Source organism: Kitasatospora sp. NPDC085895, assembly GCF_040702125.1.
Classification (GTDB): domain Bacteria; phylum Actinomycetota; class Actinomycetes; order Streptomycetales; family Streptomycetaceae; genus Kitasatospora; species Kitasatospora arboriphila.
Map to the genome: position 1 here is coordinate 94,335 of NZ_JBFBJY010000018.1, position 15,642 is coordinate 109,976.

The following is a 15,642-nucleotide window of genomic DNA, read 5'->3' on the forward strand; positions in this document are numbered from 1 at the left end:
CGGATCACCCGAACCACGTGCGGAGAGTGTGCTGAAGGATGTGGTAGAACGACGCGGCCATCAGGACGACCCAGACGCCGACGACGGACCAGAGCAGCTGCTTCTGGTACTTGGCGCCCTTCGACCAGAAGTCGACCGCCACGACCCGCAGGCCGTTCAGCGCGTGGAACAGGATGGCGGCCGTCAGGCCGTACTCCATCAGGTTCACGATGGGGTTCTTGTACGTCTCGATGACGGTGTCGTAGTCCTGCGGGGACACACGGACCAGCGCGGTGTCGAGGACGTGCGCGAAAAGGAAGAAGAAGATGAGGACGCCGGTGACTCGGTGAGCCACCCAGCTCCACATGCCTTCCCGGCCGCGGTACAGCGTTCCAGCCGGCACGGAAAACCCTCCGGAAGCGATTGGGGGCTCGGCCGGCTTCGGTGTCGGTCAGCCCGGCCGGGTACGGTCCACCGGCCGCGAGCATCCTATCGACGCGTTGTCGGGAAACGCCTCCGGGGGGCTCAGGTGTGATCAATCAGGCACTCACGGCCTAACGGTCCCGGGAACCATGACAGGCTGTGCCCGGACGGTCGCGCTGCGGTGTGCGCCCGCCCCGCTGCCCCCTGCCCGCGCCCACCCGAAGGACCGCCGTGCCCCACCGTCCGACCGCCCTGCTGTGCTGCGCCGCGCTGTTCGCGGCGGGCGGCTGCACCACCGTCTCCGCCTCCGCGGACCGGGTGCCGAAGCCGGCCGGGCACGTCCTGGACGCCGCCGCCCTGCGGGCCGCCGCGGTCACCGGGGCCGACCTCGGCAGCGGGTGGACGGTCACCGTGGCGGCACCGGAGCAGGGGAGCGCGGCGCCGCCCGCGGCGCGCGAGGCGGCGGACGTGCCGGAGTGCCAGCCGGTGCTGGACCTGCTCGCCCCGGCGGGCGCGCGCTCCGGCCCGATCGCGGAGGCGGATCTGAGCGCGGCCAGGGCCGGCCGCCCCCGGGAGACCGTCCACGCCGGGCTGCTCGCCTTCGAACCGGGCCGGGCGGAGCTCGTCCGCAGCGCGCTGGACCGGCTGTTCCCCCGGTGCCGGGCGTTCCGCTCCACACCGGCGGCCGGGCCGGCCCGCGGCCCGGCCGGCAAGGGGGCCCCGGCGAAACCGGTACCGGTGCTGCACCGGTTGCAGCCGTCCGACGCGGCCGTGCCGGAGGGCGTGGACGCGGTGACCGCATTCACCCTGACGGACGAGTCGGGCGGCTCCGCGGTCAGCCGGCGGGTCGTGGTCGCCCGGGTCGGGGCGGCGCTCGCGCTGTTCGTCACGCTCGGCGGCGCCCGCGAACCGGTGCCGGCCCCGGACGAGCGGCTGGTCCGGATGCAGGCGGCGCGCCTGCGGGCCGCACAACGCTGAGCCCCGCCCCGGCGGACCGGGACGGGGCATCGGGCGGCGGCGCCGTCGGGCGGTGCCGGGCGGCCGGATCAGCGGGCGCCGGCCTCCGCGGAGTGCCGGGTGACCAGGTGCGCGAGGCGCATCAGCGCTATCCGGCGCAGCTCGTCGGCGGCGACCAGGCGCTCCTCGTCCAGGTCGTTGGCGAGCCGGGTTCGGATGGAGGTGAGCACGGTGTCGAGCATCTCCTCCGGGTCCACGCCCTCCAGGCAGACGACGAAGACGTGGCCGAACCGCGCCTCGTACGCGGCGTGCGCCGCCCGGAGCGCGGTGTGCGCGGCCTGGCTGCCGGGGGCCCGCATGCCGAGCAGCGGCTGCGGCATCCAGCTCTCGTCCGCCAGGGCCTCGGCGAGGTCGGCGGGGCGCAGGTCGTAGGAGGCCTCGCTGGCCGCCGCGAGCAGGGACTCTATGTCGGGGTAGGGCCGGTGGGCGGTCAGCCGCAGGGCCCACCGGTGGCTGCCGCAGCAGGCGAGCAGGGCCTCCTCGGCGGCGCCGGGCTCGGCCTCGTTGAAGCGGTGCAGCCCGAGCAGGGACGGATCCGTCGAAGCGTCGAGGCGCTGCGGCGGGATGTCGCTGGCCAGCGGGTCCTCCTCGTGAGGGCGGGAAGGGGGGTTGCTCCAGAGACGAAAAGGTAGGTGCTGCGAAGACGCGCGGCGTGACCGGGAAGGAGCCGGGACGGGGAAGAGGGAAGACCGCGGGGCGCGGAGAAGCGCGCCCGCGCCGTGTCTTCACGGTAGTTGAGGGCTCATCAGTTGGGGAGGGAGCGGGCGGAATTCACCCGAACGAGCTATCAAGTTGTGACGTTGACGGTTGCTCGACAGCTCCCTCCCCTCCGGAGGGCGGGCTCAGAGCTCCCGGTGGACCTTGTGGTTGGCCGCCTGCGCGCGGGGGCGGACCACCAGCAGGTCGATGTTGACGTGCGGCGGGCGGGTGACCGCCCAGGAGACCGTGTCCGCGACGTCCTCCGAGGTCAGCGGCTCGGCCACGCCCGCGTACACCGAGGCGGCCTTGTCCTCGTCGCCGCGGAAGCGGGTCACCGCGAAGCCCTCGGACTTCACCATCCCCGGCGCGATCTCGATCACCCGGATCGGCTCGCCGCACAGCTCCAGCCGCAGGGTGGCCGCGATGGTGTGCGCCGCGTGCTTGGCCGCCACGTAGCCGCCGCCGCCCTCGTACGCCGCCATCGCGGCGGTGGAGGACATCACCAGCACCGTGCCGTCGCCGGTGGCCCGCAGCGCCGGCAGCAGCGCCTGGGTCACGTTGAGCACGCCGATCACGTTGACCTCGTACATGGCCCGCCAGTCGGCCGGGTCGCCGCTCTCGACGCTCTCCGCGCCGATCGCGCCGCCGGCGTTGTTGACCAGGACGTCGACCCGGCCGACCTCGGCCGCGAAGGCGTCCACGGCCGCCCGGTCGGTGACGTCCAGGGTGCGGGCGCGGCCGCCGATCTCCTTCGCCAGGGCCTCGATCCGGTCGGTGCGGCGGGCGGTCAGCACCACGTCGAAGCCGTCCGCGGCCAGCCGCCGCGCCGTCGCGGCACCGATGCCGCTGCTGGCGCCGGTGACGACGGCCACCTTCTGCTCGGTCATTGCCCCTCCCGGGGAGAAGTTCCGGTCTACGGAACCGATCATCCCAGCCCGCCCCGGAGCACCGCCGGGCGGTGCCCCGCCCGCGCCTGCGCCCGGACCCGCGCCCGCGCCTCCGCCCGCGGCGGGCCGCCGCCGGTTAGATTGCGGAGCAGGCCGAAGTCCGTCCGCCCGGGCCGCCGCGTCCGGGCCCCGTGCCCCGGAGGACGCCATGCCGCCCGAGCCCCGCCGGTCCGAGTCCGGGCTGCCGATCGAGCCGGTGTACGGCCCGGAGAGCCTCGCCGGCCGCACCCCGGACGCCCGGCCGGGCGAGTACCCGTTCACCCGCGGCGTGTACCCGACGATGTACACCGGCCGGCCGTGGACGATGCGCCAGTACGCCGGCTTCGGCACCGCGGCCGAGTCCAACGCCCGCTACCGGCGGCTGATCGCCGACGGCACCACGGGTCTGTCCGTCGCCTTCGACCTGCCCACCCAGATGGGCTACGACTCGGACGCGCCGCTCGCGGCCGGCGAGGTCGGCAAGGTGGGGGTGGCGGTCGACAGCGTCGAGGACATGGCCGTGCTGTTCGACGGCATCCCGCTGGGCGGGGTCTCCACCTCGATGACCATCAACGCCCCGGCCGCCGTGCTGCTGCTGCTCTACCAGCTGGTCGGCGAGGCCCAGGGGGTGCCGCCGGCCGCGCTGACCGGCACCGTCCAGAACGACGTGCTCAAGGAGTACATCGCCCGGGGCACGTACATCTTCCCGCCGCGGCCCTCGCTGCGGCTGGTCGCCGACCTCTTCCGGTACTGCCGGGCCGAGGTCCCCCGGTGGAACACCATCTCGATCTCCGGCTACCACATGGCCGAGGCCGGCGCCGATCCCGCGCAGGAGATCGCCTTCACCCTCGCCGACGGCGTCGAGTACGTGCGCACGGCGGTCGCCGCGGGCATGGCGGTGGACGACTTCGCCCCGCGGCTCTCCTTCTTCTTCGTCGCCCGCAGCACGCTGCTGGAGGAGGTCGCCAAGTTCCGGGCGGCCCGCCGGATCTGGGCCCGCGTCATGCGCGAGGAGTTCGGCGCGCGGGACCCGCGGTCGCAGATGCTGCGCTTCCACACCCAGACCGCCGGGGTGCAGCTCACCGCCCAGCAGCCCGAGGTCAACCTCGTCCGGGTCACCGTCCAGGCGCTGGCCGCGGTGCTCGGCGGCACCCAGTCGCTGCACACCAACAGCTTCGACGAGGCGATCGCGCTGCCCACCGAGAAGGCCGCCCGGCTGGCGCTGCGCACCCAGCAGGTGCTGGCGTACGAGACCGACGTCACCGCCACGGTCGACCCCTTCGCCGGCTCCTGGGCCGTCGAGCGGATGACCGACGACCTGGAGGAGGCGGCGCTGGCGCTGATGGCCCGGATCGAGGAGCTGGGCGGCGCGGTCGCCGCGATCGAGCAGGGCCACCAGAAGGCGGAGATCGAGCGGACGGCCTACCGCCTCCAGCAGGAGCAGGACGCCGGCACCCGGACGGTGGTCGGCGTGAACCGGTTCCGGCTGGACGCCGAGGAGCCGTACGAGCCGCTGCGGGTGGATCCGGCGATCGAGCAGCAGCAGGCGCGGCGGCTGGCCCGGCTGCGCGCGGAACGGGACGGCCCGGCGGTCTCCCGCGCCCTGGACGGGCTGCGGCGGGCCGCGGAGGGCACGGACAACGTGCTGTACCCGATGAAGGAGGCGCTGGCCGCCCGGGCGACGGTGGGGGAGGTGTGCGACGCGCTGCGCGCCGTGTGGGGCACCCACACGCCGGTCGAGCGCTTCTGACGCGCCGTCGGGGCCGGCCGCCCGACGGGCCCGGTGCGGCCGGGAGCCCGGCCCGCGTGTCCCCGCGGCGGCGGGGTCGTTGCACAGGTCGGTGATCACCCGGGAAGGCGGCTGAATCGGAATGTCATACCCATCTGTACGGCCGGTATGCACCGAAAGGGGCACGACTTCGTGGGAAGTCGGGCCAAATCCCCCCGCCCGGCCTACTCTTGTTGAGGTGAACGATCCTCAGCCCGTCGATCGGGCCGCCCTCGCCACCGCCGTCCGCGCCGGACGGGACCTGCGCGCCCGGGTACGGGCGCACGAGGCCGAGCTGATCGCCTTCCGCCGCGATCTCCACCGGCACCCGGAGCTGGGTCGGCAGGAGTTCCGCACCACCCGCCTCCTGCGCGAGCGGCTGGTCGCGGCCGGCCTGGAGCCGCGGGTGCTGCCGGGCGGCACGGGGATGACGGTGGACGTCGTCCCGCCCGGCACCGCCGAGGGCACCCCGCTGCTGGCGTTCCGGGCGGACATCGACGCGCTGCCGATCGACGACGCCAAGACCGACGTGCCGTACCGCTCGACCCTGCCGGGCCGCGCGCACGCCTGCGGGCACGACGTGCACACCGCGGTGGTGCTGGGCACCGCCCTGGTGCTGGCGGAGGCGGCCCGCACCGGCGGGCTGCGGCAGCCGGTGCGGCTGGTCTTCCAGCCCGCCGAGGAGGTCATGCCCGGGGGTGCGCTGGACGTGATCAAGGCCGGCGGGATGGACGGCGTCGGCCGGATCTTCGCGGTGCACTGCGACCCCAAGGTGGAGGTCGGCCGGATCGGGCTGAAGGTCGGGGCGATCACCTCGGCCTGCGACCGGCTGCTGCTGTCGCTGGACGGCCCCGGCGGCCACACCGCCCGGCCGCACCTGACCACCGACCTGGTCACCGCGGTGGCGCGGATGGCGGCGGACCTGCCGGCCGCGCTGGGCCGCCGGATGGACCCGCGCTGGGGCGTCAGCCTGGTGTTCGGCCGGATCGCCGCCGGTTCCGCGCCCAACGCGATCCCGCAGCACGCGGAGCTGGAGGGCACCGTCCGCTGCCTTGAGCTGGCGGGCTGGCGGGAGGCCCCGGAGATCCTCGACGAGCTGATCGCCCGGATCGCCGAGACCCACCGGGCGAAGTGGACGCTCGACTACCACCGCGGGGTGCCGCCGGTGGTCAACGAGCACACCTCGATCGCCCTGCTGGAGCGGGCGATGACCGACTGCTTCGGCGACGGCGGCGCCCCGGTGGTGGAGGACACCGAGCAGAGCCTCGGCGGCGAGGACTTCTCCTGGTACCTGGAGCACGCGCCGGGCGCGCTGGCCCGCCTCGGGGTGCGGTCCCCGCACGAGAAGGGCGTCCGCGACCTGCACCAGGGCCGGTTCGACGTGGACGAGCGGGCGATCGGCATCGGTGTGGAGCTGTTCTGCGCGATCGCCCTGGAGCACGGGACGGTCTGAGCGCGTACGACCGGGGCCGCGTCGGACGGGTGTCCGGCGCGGCTCGCTCCTGTCGTGGACGCATCGGCGTACTGTGGTGGTCGAAAATCACTCGGCAGTGACATCGCGTTGAGCAAAGGTGGCGGTCTGTCCGTATTCGTCCCGGCAGATGACCACATTTTGATAACAACCCGAATGCCTCCGCAGCCCGTAATACAACCGTGTTCTACGCGCGTTACGGTGGCGCTCGACCACGCCAAACGGGTGTGTGAGAAGGAGATACTCCCTTGCGCCGTTCACTGAAGCTCGCCGCGGTAGTGCTCTCGGGTTCCCTGGGCATCGCCTCGCTCGCCGCTTGCGGCGCAAAGAGCACCGACAACAACACCTCGTCCGGCGCCTCCTCCGGCGCCTCCAGCGTCAAGGTCGGCATGGCCTACGACATCGGCGGCCGCGGCGACCAGTCGTTCAACGACTCCGCCGCCCGCGGTCTCGACCAGGCCAAGGACCAGCTGGGTGTCCAGGTCACCGAGGCCGAGGCCAAGACCGGTGAGGCCGAGGCGGACAAGGAGGCCCGCCTCAAGTCGCTGGTCAGCGCCGGCTACAACCCGGTCATCGCCGTCGGCTTCGTGTACCAGGCGGCCGTCGAGAAGATCGCCAAGGAGAACCCGAACGTCAAGTTCGCGATCATCGACTCGGCCTCCGACACCCAGCCGAGCAACGTCACCTCGCTGACCTTCTCGGAGCAGGAGGGCTCGTACCTCGCCGGCGTCGCCGCCGCCTCCAAGAGCAAGGCCAAGCACATCGGCTTCATCGGCGGCGTGCAGTCCGAGCTGATCAAGAAGTTCGAGGCCGGTTACAAGGCGGGCGCCAAGTCCGTCGACCCGAACATCGTGGTCGAGACCACCTACCTCACCACCCCGCCGGACTTCAGCGGCTTCAACGACCCGGGCAAGGGCAAGGAAGCGGCTCAGGGCCAGCTGGACAAGGGCGCGGACGTCATCTACTCCGCCGCCGGCTCCTCCGGCAACGGCTCGATCGAGGCCGTCGCCAGCAAGGGCAAGTGGGCCATCGGCGTCGACTCCGACCAGGCCAACCAGCCGGCGCTGTCGAAGTACAAGGCCAACATCCTGACCTCCATGGTCAAGAACGTGAACGTGGCCGTCTTCGACTACATCAAGGCGTACAAGGACGGCAACCCGCTGACCGGCGTCAAGAACTTCGACCTGAAGGCCGAGGGTGTCTCGCTGGCGCAGACCGGCGGCTTCCTGAAGGACATCCAGCCGAAGATCGACGCCGCCACCCAGGCGATCACCTCCGGCGCCACCAAGATCCCCACCACCCCGGAGAACTGATCCGACGCTCCTGACCACCGCCACCTGCCGGCGGTGCCACCGGGGCCGACGAACATCACCGGAGGGCCCGGCGGGGCGCGCAGGACGCGTCCCGCCGGGCCCCGCCCGTTCCACCCACAGACAGAACACCAGGCACTCCGGCGCAACGGTGCGCACGACGACTTCAGGAGATCGCCATCACCGCTTCCGATCCCGCCCTCGACCAGGGCGGCACCCCCAGCGCGGGGACGGCGACACCGGCCGTCGAACTGCGCGGCATCACCAAGCGCTTCCCCGGCGTCGTGGCCAACCACGACATCGACATCACCGTGCGACGCGGCACCGTGCACGCCCTCATGGGCGAGAACGGCGCCGGCAAGTCCACCCTGATGAAGATCCTCTACGGCATGCAGCGGCCGGACGAGGGCACCATCGCCATCAACGGCAAGCAGGTCCAGCTCACCACCCCGGCCGACGCGATCGACCTCGGCATCGGCATGGTGCACCAGCACTTCATGCTCGCGGACAACCTGACCGTCTGGGAGAACATCGTCCTCGGCGGCGAGAAGCTCCACGGCATGGGCGGCAAGGCCAAGGCGAAGATCCAGGAGATCTCCGACCAGTACGGTCTGGGCGTGCGCCCGGACGCCCTGGTCGAGGACCTGGGCGTCGCCGACCGGCAGCGCGTGGAGATCCTCAAGGTCCTCTACCGCGGCGCGAACATCCTGATCCTCGACGAGCCGACCGCCGTCCTCGTGCCGCAGGAGGTGGACGCGCTCTTCGACAACCTCCGCGAGCTCAAGGCGGAGGGCGTCACCGTCATCTTCATCTCCCACAAGCTGCACGAGGTGCTCGCCGTCGCCGACGCGATCAGCGTCATCCGCCGCGGCACCACCGTGGGCGACGCCGACCCCAAGACGGTCACCGCCCGCCAGCTCGCCGAGCTGATGGTCGGCGCCGAGCTCCCCTCGCCGGAGAGCCGCGCCTCGACCGTCACCGAGGACGAGATGCTCCGCGTGGACGGCGTGCGGATCGCCAAGACCGACGCCGAGGGCATCGAGCGCGTCGTCCTCGACGACGTCTCGCTGCGCATCCGCCGCGGCGAGGTGCTGGGCATCGCCGGTGTCGAGGGCAACGGCCAGGCCGAGCTCGTCGAGGCGATCATGGGCATGATCCCGCTCGACGCCGGCACCGTGGCGCTGGACGGCAAGGACGTCACCACCGCGCTCACCCGCGCCCGCCGCGAGGCCGGCATCGGCTACATCCCCGAGGACCGCCACCGGCACGGCCTGCTGCTGGAGGCCCCGCTCTGGGAGAACCGGATCCTCGGCCACGTCACCGAGACGCCCAACTCCAAGGGCGTCCTGCTCGACCCGGCCGGAGCCCGCAAGGACACCCAGCGGATCGTCGAGGAGTACGACGTCCGCACCCCCGGCATCGAGGTCACCGCGGCCTCCCTCTCCGGCGGCAACCAGCAGAAGCTGATCATCGGCCGCGAGATGAGCCACAACCCGAAGCTGCTGGTCGCGGCCCACCCGACCCGCGGCGTCGACGTCGGCGCGCAGGCCCAGATCTGGGACCAGATCCGCAAGGCCCAGCGCGAGGGCCTCGCGGTGCTGCTGATCTCCGCAGACCTGGACGAGCTGATCGGCCTCTCCGACACGATCCGGGTGATCTACCGCGGCCGCCTGGTCGCCGACGCCGACCCGGCCACCGTCACCGCCGAGGACCTCGGCACCGCGATGACCGGCGCCGCCCGCGGCCACATCGAGTCCGAGCCCGACGCCGTCACCGATGAGAAGGCGGTCGCCGCCGAGGGCACCGAGGCCGCGTCCGACCGTTCCGCCGACGACACGCAGGCGGGGGAGTAATCCATGACCAGTCCCAACCCGCCCGCCAAGCGCTCGTTCGCCTCGCGGTTCGACGCCGAGAAGATCCTGCTCGCCCTTGCCGCCCCGGTACTGGCCGTCCTGCTCTCGGTGGCGATCTGCTCCGTCCTGCTGGCGGTCTCCGGCAAGGACCCGTTCGACGCCTTCGACGTGATGATCCGGTACGGCACCGCCTCCGACGGCCAGGTGCTGACCCTCAACCGGGCGACCGTCTACTACATCGCCGGCTGCGCCGCGGCGTTCGGCTTCCGGATGAACCTGTTCAACATCGGCGTCGAGGGCCAGTACCGCCTCGGCGTGCTGTTCGCCGCCTACGTCGGCAGCGTCGTCGACCTGCCGTCGTTCATCCAGATCCCGCTGCTGCTGGTCACCGCCATGCTGGTCGGCGGTCTGTGGGCCAGCGTCGCCGGTGTGCTCAAGGTCTACCGCGGCGTCAGCGAGGTCATCTCGACCATCATGCTGAACGCGATCGCCACCGCCGTCGTCGGCCTGCTGCTCATCCCCGGCCGCTTCGCGCCGGCGAAGAGCGCCAACGCCAACGCGATCCAGACCGCCCCGGTCTCCGAGTCGAGCCACTTCTTCTCGATCGAGACCGCCGGCGGCACGCTCTGGGGCTTCATCTTCGTGGCGATCCTGATCGGCGTGCTGTTCCAGTTCACCCTGACCCGCACCCGGTTCGGCTTCGACCTGCGCGCCACCGGCCGCTCGGAGACCGCCGCCAAGGCGTCCGGTGTCAACGTCAAGCGCATGGTGCTGACCAGCATGGCGGTGTCCGGTGCCATCGCCGGCCTCATCGGCATCCCCGAGCTGCTGCAGAGCTCGTTCTACTTCGGTCAGAGCATCCAGCTGAACCTCGGCTTCATCGGCATCTCGGTGGCCCTGCTCGGCCGCAACAGCCCGATCGGCATCGCCTTCTCGGCCCTGCTGTTCGCCTTCCTCGACGTCTCCGGCACGCAGCTGCCGCTGCAGGGCGACTACCCGCAGGAGATCGTCCTCGTCATGCAGGGCACCATCGTCATCTGCGTCGTCGTCGCCTACGAGCTGGTGCGCCGTTACGGCCTCAAGCGCCAGCAGCAGAAGGTCGGCGCCGAGCTCGCCGCCCAGGCCGCCGCGGCCGCCGCCAACAAGGAGGTTGCCGCGTGAGCACCGCCACCACCGCCCGGCCGAAGACGCCGGGAGCCCCGACGAAGAAGTCGAAGCTCACCTGGCCGATCGTGCTGCTGCTGATCGCGGGCGCGCTCGTCCTGGTCTCCGCCGTCGGCGCGGCCACCGACAACCACGGCCTGACCGCCTCCGGCCAGATCAACGCCGCCCTCGGCGCAGCCGTCCCGATCGCGATGGCCGGTCTCGGCGGTCTGTGGTCGGAGCGGGCCGGCGTGGTCAACATCGGCCTCGAAGGCATGATGGTCGCCGGCACCTTCTGCGGCGCCTGGGTGGGCTTCCTGGTCAACCCCTGGGTCGGCCTGCTCGCCGGCATGGCCGGCGGCGCCCTGGGCGGCCTGCTGCACGCGCTGGTCACCGTCACCTTCGGCGTCGACCACATCGTCTCCGGCGTCGGCATCAACCTGCTGATCCCGGGCATCTGCGCCTACGTGAACCGGATCTACTACCGGGACTACGTGGCCAACGGCGCGGGCGCCAACCAGTCGCCGCCGGCCGACTCGCTGCCCAGCATCACGATCCCCGGGCTGTCGGACTGGCTGAAGGACATCGAGAACCACCACTGGTTCCTGGTCTCCGACGTGGCGGGCATCGTCGGCGGTGTGGTCACCAACCTGTCGGTGGTCATCGTGATCGCCGCCGTGCTGATCGTCGCCAGCTACTTCCTGCTCTGGCGGACCGTCTTCGGCCTGCGCCTGCGCTCCTGCGGCGAGAACCCGACCGCCGCCGAGTCGCTGGGCGTCAACGTCTACAAGTACAAGTACTACGCGGTCGTCGCCTCGGGCGCGTTCGCGGGCCTCGCCGGTGCGTACCTGTCGCTGGTCGCGGCGCACTTCTACAAGGACGGCCAGACCCAGGGCCGCGGCTTCATCGGCCTCGCCGCGATGATCTTCGGCAACTGGATGCCGGGCGGCCTCGCCGTCGGCTCGGGCCTGTTCGGCTTCACCGACAGCCTCCAGCTGCGCGACGCGGACAACGTCCACGTGCTGCTGCTGGTGATCGCGCTGGCCATGGGCCTGCTCGCGATGTGGCACGGCTACCGCCGCAAGTACACCACCGCGGTGATCAGCCTGGTGGTCGCCGGCGGCCTCGGCCTCTGGTTCGCGCTGACCGACTCGGTGGAGCGCCCGCTGATCGTGGCCACCCCGTACGTGATCACGCTGGTCGTGCTCGCGCTGGCCTCGCAGCGCCTGCGTCCGCCGAAGGCCGACGGCCAGATCTACCGCAAGGGCGAAGCCAAGTGACGACCGCACCCGCGCCCGACTGGGAGACGCTGCGGGAGGCCGCACGCGGCGCCATGGCGCACGCGTACGCCCCCTACAGCAAGTTCCCGGTCGGGGCGGCGGCCCTGGTCGACGACGGTCGGATCGTCACCGGCTGCAACGTGGAGAACGCCTCGTACGGACTCGGCCTGTGCGCCGAGTGCGGCCTGGTCTCCGCGCTGCACGCCAGTGGCGGCGGCCGGTTGACGGCCTTCACCTGCGTGGACGGGGCCGGCAGCCTCTTGATGCCGTGCGGCCGCTGTCGGCAGCTGCTGTACGAGCACGGCGGCCCCGAGCTGCTGGTGGACCTGCCGTCCGGGGTGAAGACCATGGACGAGGTCCTGCCGGACGCCTTCGGGCCGGAGCGGCTCTAGCACCTCCCGTTGTTACGCGCGTAGAGTGTCGCGGAGGGGCCCCGTTCGGGCCCGCCGCGGCACTCTTCGCATTCCTGCACCTGAGCACCCTGCACCTCTTGGAGACCCCATGGACGCCCCCTCCGTCATCAGGACCAAGCGCGACCGCGGAGAGCTGACCGACGGCCAGATCGACTGGGTCATCGACGCCTACACCCGCGGCGAGGTCGCCGACGAGCAGATGTCGGCCCTGGCCATGGCCATCCTGCTGAACGGCATGAACCTCCGCGAGATCAGCCGCTGGACGGACGCGATGATCCGCTCCGGCGTCCGGATGGACTTCTCCTCGCTCGGCGTGCCCACCTCCGACAAGCACTCCACCGGCGGCGTCGGCGACAAGATCACCCTGCCGCTCGCCCCGCTGGTCGCCGCCTGCGGCGCCGCCGTCCCGCAGCTCTCCGGCCGCGGCCTCGGCCACACCGGCGGCACCCTCGACAAGCTGGAGTCGATCCCCGGCTGGCGCGCCCTGCTCTCCAACGAGGAGATGCTCCAGGTCCTCAACGACACCGGCGCCGTCATCTGCGCCGCCGGCGACGGCCTCGCCCCCGCCGACAAGAAGCTCTACGCGCTGCGCGACGTCACCGGCACCGTCGAGGCGATCCCGCTGATCGCCTCCTCGATCATGTCGAAGAAGATCGCCGAGGGCACCGGGGCGCTCGTCCTCGACGTCAAGGTCGGCTCCGGCGCCTTCATGAAGAACCTCGCCGACGCCCAGGAGCTCGCCCGCACCATGGTCGGCCTCGGCAAGGCGGCCGGGGTCAACACCGTCGCCCTGCTCACCGACATGTCCACCCCGCTCGGCCTCACCGCAGGCAACGCGCTGGAGGTCCGCGAGTCCGTCGAGGTGCTGGCCGGCGGCGGCCCCGCCGACGTCGTCGAGCTCACCCTGGCGCTCGCCCGCGAGATGCTCGACGCGGCCGGCGTGCACGGCAAGGACCCGGCCGACGCACTGCGGGACGGCTCCGCGATGGACCACTGGCGCCGCATGATCGCCGCCCAGGGCGGCGACGTCGACGCCCCGCTGCCGGTCGCCCGCGAGCAGCACGTGATCACGGCCCCGGCCTCCGGCGTGCTCACCGCCCTCGACGCCTATGCCGTCGGCGTCTGCGCCTGGCGCCTGGGCGCCGGCCGCGCCCGCAAGGAGGACCCGGTGCAGGCCGGCGCCGGCGTCGAGATGCACGCCAAGCCCGGTGACACCGTGGTGGCCGGCCAGCCGCTGCTGACCCTGCACACCGACACCCCCGAGCGCTTCGACTACGCGATCGAGGCCCTCAAGGACGGCGTCACGGTCGCCCCCGAGGGCACCGCCTTCACCCCGAACCCGATCGTCCTCGACCGCATCGCCTGACGCACCTCACCTCCGGGGCTGCCGGCGCCCGCCTGCCCGTCAGGCGTACGTCAGCAGCCCCGAGGTGTCGACCCGCCAGGGGCCGACGCTCACCGTGTCGCCGAACACGAAGTGCGTCCGCGAGGCGTACCCGGGCTCGTCGTGCACGATGCCGGTGCCCTTGCGGGGGTCGACCAACAGGTAGAGCGGGATGCCCATGGCCGCGTAGTCGCGGACCTTGGCCTCGTAGTCGTTCTCCGGATTCGACTTGGAGACGACCTCGACCACGAGCAGCACCTCGTGGGGGAGGAGCGACGGCTGTTCCCGTTCCAGTGCTTCCTCGGCGAACACCATGAGATCCGGGCAGCGCAGCCGACCGAGCCCGGCATCCTCCAGGTCGGCACCGGGGTGGGCGACATGACCCGGATGTGTCGAGGGGAGCTGGGCGTTGAGCTGGCGGGCGATCCTCAGCACGGCGAGTTCGTGCCGTCGGACCGGTGACATCATCATGACGATCTCGCCGTTCGCGATCTCGACCTTCCCTATCCCCGGGACCTTCGGCAGCTGATCCGCGATCTCGCGCAGCCGGGCGTACACAGCCGGATCAATGCTCATGCCCGGAGTTTAGCTTCGCTCCTCTTCGTCAGCGGGCCGTGGCGAGGGTGCGGCGTTCGACGACCGCGCGGCGGGTGGCGTAGAGGGTGATGCCGGCCGCCAGGGTCATCGCGCACAGGCCCACCGCCGCGGCGCCGGACCAGCCGGTGGCGTGGTAGGCGTCGGCGCCGATCGTGCCGCCGAGGCTGTTCCCGAGGTAGTAGGCGATCAGGTAGAGCGCCGAGGCCTGGGCGCGGCCCTCGGTGGCGGTGCGGCCGACCGCCGAGGAGGCGGTGGCGTGGCCGGCGAAGAACCCGGCCGTGATCAGCACGAGCCCGGCCAGGGCGGCCACCAGCGAGCCGGAGAGCGAGAGCAGTAGGCCCGCGGTGGTGAGGCCGATCGCCGTGTAGAGGGTGCCGCGGCGGCCCAGTCGGCCGACCAGCTTCCCGGCGGAGGCCGAGGAGACCGTGCCGACCAGGTAGACCACGAAGATCGAGGCGGCCACCGACTGCGGCAGGTCGAACGGCGCGGCGACCAGCCGGTACCCGACGGTGTTGTAGACGGCGCCGAACACCGCCATGAAGAGCAGCCCCAGGGCGTACAGCCGCAGCAGCAGCGGGTTGCGCAGGTGCCCGCCGACGGTGCGGGCGAGGGCGCGGGCGTCCACCCGGGCCGGGGTGAAGTGGCGGGCCGCCGGGATCAGCGCGCGGAAGGCGAGCACCGACAGCAGCGCCAGCAGGGCCGAGACGGCGAGGCCCCAGCGCCAGCCCCAGGCGGCCGCGGCCCAGCCGGAGACCAGCCGTCCGCTCATCCCGCCGATCGAGTTGCCGGCCACGTACAGCCCCATCGCCGAGGCCAGCGCGGTCGGGTGGACCTCCTCCGCGAGGTAGGCCATCGCCGTGGCGGGCAGCCCGGCGAGCGCCGCGCCCTGGAGGACCCGCAGCACCACCAGGGTGGTGAGGTCCGGGGCGAACGGCAGCGCCAGCGCCAGCACGGCGGCGGAGGCGATCGAGACCGACATCACCGCGGTGCGCCCGAACCGGTCGGACAGCGCACTGGCGGGCAGCAGTGCGAGGGCCAGTCCCAGGGTGGCGGCGGACGCCGTCCAGCTGGCCTGACCGGGGGTCAGGTCGAGGTCGGCGGAGAGGATCGGCAGCAGGCCCTGCGTGGAGTACAGCAGGACGAAGGTGGCCACCCCCGCGGCGAACAGGGCCAGGTTGGCGCGCCGGAAGGCGCGGTCCCCCGGCCGGAGGCGGCGGTCGGCGGCCGCTGCGGGGGCGGCATCGGCGGCGGAAGGGGACGACGGCGTGAGGGCACCCGGCAGCGTGGCTGCGGATGCCCCGGTACTGGCGGGCGACATGGCTCGAACGTAGGCCCCGCACGGTTGATGCGTCCAATACATGAATCGTGGAGAATCCATG

At 72.3% G+C, this 15,642-nt stretch carries 14 protein-coding genes; 9 read left to right on the forward strand and 5 right to left on the reverse strand.

Translation table 11 applies throughout. The annotated features are described in order from the left end of the window. Positions 1–4: 4 nt before the first annotated feature. Positions 5–382 carry a succinate dehydrogenase, cytochrome b556 subunit gene (gene sdhC / locus AB0442_RS14535; RefSeq protein ID WP_344623535.1) on the reverse strand — a complete coding sequence of 126 codons (378 nt, stop codon included), beginning with the start codon at positions 380–382 and terminating at the stop codon, positions 5–7. 251 nt (positions 383–633) lie between these two features. On the opposite strand from sdhC, the gene AB0442_RS14540 reads away from it, so the two are divergent. Continuing rightward, positions 634–1,380, forward strand: a complete 747-nt coding sequence (locus AB0442_RS14540; RefSeq protein ID WP_366162974.1) for a hypothetical protein — start codon at positions 634–636, stop codon at positions 1,378–1,380. A gap of 68 nt (positions 1,381–1,448) precedes the next feature. On the opposite strand, the gene AB0442_RS14545 is transcribed toward AB0442_RS14540, so the two are convergent. Together AB0442_RS14545 and AB0442_RS14550 are read right to left on the reverse strand one after the other, a co-directional pair. Further along, positions 1,449–1,946, reverse strand: a complete 498-nt coding sequence (locus AB0442_RS14545; RefSeq protein WP_363543369.1) for a 2-oxo-4-hydroxy-4-carboxy-5-ureidoimidazoline decarboxylase — start codon at positions 1,944–1,946, stop codon at positions 1,449–1,451. Positions 1,947–2,261: 315 nt separating this feature from the next. After that, a complete protein-coding gene (locus AB0442_RS14550; RefSeq protein ID WP_344623537.1) occupies positions 2,262–3,005 on the reverse strand; it encodes an SDR family oxidoreductase in 744 nt (247 codons plus the stop codon). 208 nt (positions 3,006–3,213) lie between these two features. On the opposite strand from AB0442_RS14550, the gene AB0442_RS14555 reads away from it, so the two are divergent. From AB0442_RS14555 to AB0442_RS14590, 8 genes are all read left to right on the forward strand, one after another. After that, on the forward strand, positions 3,214–4,794 hold the full coding sequence (locus AB0442_RS14555; RefSeq protein WP_366162976.1) for an acyl-CoA mutase large subunit family protein: 1,581 nt from the start codon (positions 3,214–3,216) through the stop codon (positions 4,792–4,794). 280 nt (positions 4,795–5,074) lie between these two features. Further along, positions 5,075–6,265 carry an amidohydrolase gene (locus AB0442_RS14560; RefSeq protein WP_363543371.1) on the forward strand — a complete coding sequence of 397 codons (1,191 nt, stop codon included), beginning with the start codon at positions 5,075–5,077 and terminating at the stop codon, positions 6,263–6,265. A 266-nt stretch (positions 6,266–6,531) separates the two neighbouring features. Continuing rightward, positions 6,532–7,596: a BMP family ABC transporter substrate-binding protein gene (locus AB0442_RS14565; RefSeq protein WP_363543313.1), complete on the forward strand. Its 1,065-nt coding sequence runs from the start codon at positions 6,532–6,534 to the stop codon at positions 7,594–7,596. A gap of 248 nt (positions 7,597–7,844) precedes the next feature. Next, complete coding sequence (locus AB0442_RS14570; protein WP_366163011.1) at positions 7,845–9,446, forward strand: ABC transporter ATP-binding protein; 1,602 nt, start codon at positions 7,845–7,847, stop codon at positions 9,444–9,446. A 3-nt stretch (positions 9,447–9,449) separates the two neighbouring features. Beyond that, entirely contained in the window at positions 9,450–10,607 is a 1,158-nt protein-coding gene (locus AB0442_RS14575; protein ID WP_366162978.1) for an ABC transporter permease, read from the forward strand. After that, positions 10,604–11,869 (forward strand): ABC transporter permease, encoded by a 1,266-nt coding sequence (locus AB0442_RS14580; RefSeq protein ID WP_366162980.1) that lies wholly within the window; start codon positions 10,604–10,606, stop codon positions 11,867–11,869. The genes AB0442_RS14575 and AB0442_RS14580 overlap by 4 nt, the downstream gene beginning before the upstream one ends. Beyond that, positions 11,866–12,261 (forward strand): cytidine deaminase, encoded by a 396-nt coding sequence (locus AB0442_RS14585; RefSeq protein WP_363543319.1) that lies wholly within the window; start codon positions 11,866–11,868, stop codon positions 12,259–12,261. The genes AB0442_RS14580 and AB0442_RS14585 overlap by 4 nt, the downstream gene beginning before the upstream one ends. A 109-nt stretch (positions 12,262–12,370) precedes the next feature. Beyond that, complete coding sequence (locus AB0442_RS14590; RefSeq protein WP_030263185.1) at positions 12,371–13,648, forward strand: thymidine phosphorylase; 1,278 nt, start codon at positions 12,371–12,373, stop codon at positions 13,646–13,648. Positions 13,649–13,687: 39 nt separating this feature from the next. Here the strand turns inward: AB0442_RS14590 and AB0442_RS14595 are convergent, their stop codons facing one another. After that, positions 13,688–14,242: a Uma2 family endonuclease gene (locus tag AB0442_RS14595; protein WP_366162983.1), complete on the reverse strand. Its 555-nt coding sequence runs from the start codon at positions 14,240–14,242 to the stop codon at positions 13,688–13,690. Positions 14,243–14,270: 28 nt separating this feature from the next. Beyond that, positions 14,271–15,581, reverse strand: a complete 1,311-nt coding sequence (locus AB0442_RS14600) for an MFS transporter (RefSeq protein ID WP_366162985.1) — start codon at positions 15,579–15,581, stop codon at positions 14,271–14,273. Positions 15,582–15,642: the final 61 nt, after the last annotated feature.

Coding starts and splice junctions, on each gene's coding strand:
- AB0442_RS14550 (WP_344623537.1), bottom strand. CDS start 3,005: ATGACCGAGCAGAAGGTGGCCGTCGTCACCGGCGCCAGCAGCGGCATC.
- AB0442_RS14555 (WP_366162976.1), top strand. CDS start 3,214: ATGCCGCCCGAGCCCCGCCGGTCCGAGTCCGGGCTGCCGATCGAGCCG.
- AB0442_RS14575 (WP_366162978.1), top strand. CDS start 9,450: ATGACCAGTCCCAACCCGCCCGCCAAGCGCTCGTTCGCCTCGCGGTTC.
- AB0442_RS14590 (WP_030263185.1), top strand. CDS start 12,371: ATGGACGCCCCCTCCGTCATCAGGACCAAGCGCGACCGCGGAGAGCTG.
- AB0442_RS14595 (WP_366162983.1), bottom strand. CDS start 14,242: ATGAGCATTGATCCGGCTGTGTACGCCCGGCTGCGCGAGATCGCGGAT.
- AB0442_RS14600 (WP_366162985.1), bottom strand. CDS start 15,581: ATGTCGCCCGCCAGTACCGGGGCATCCGCAGCCACGCTGCCGGGTGCC.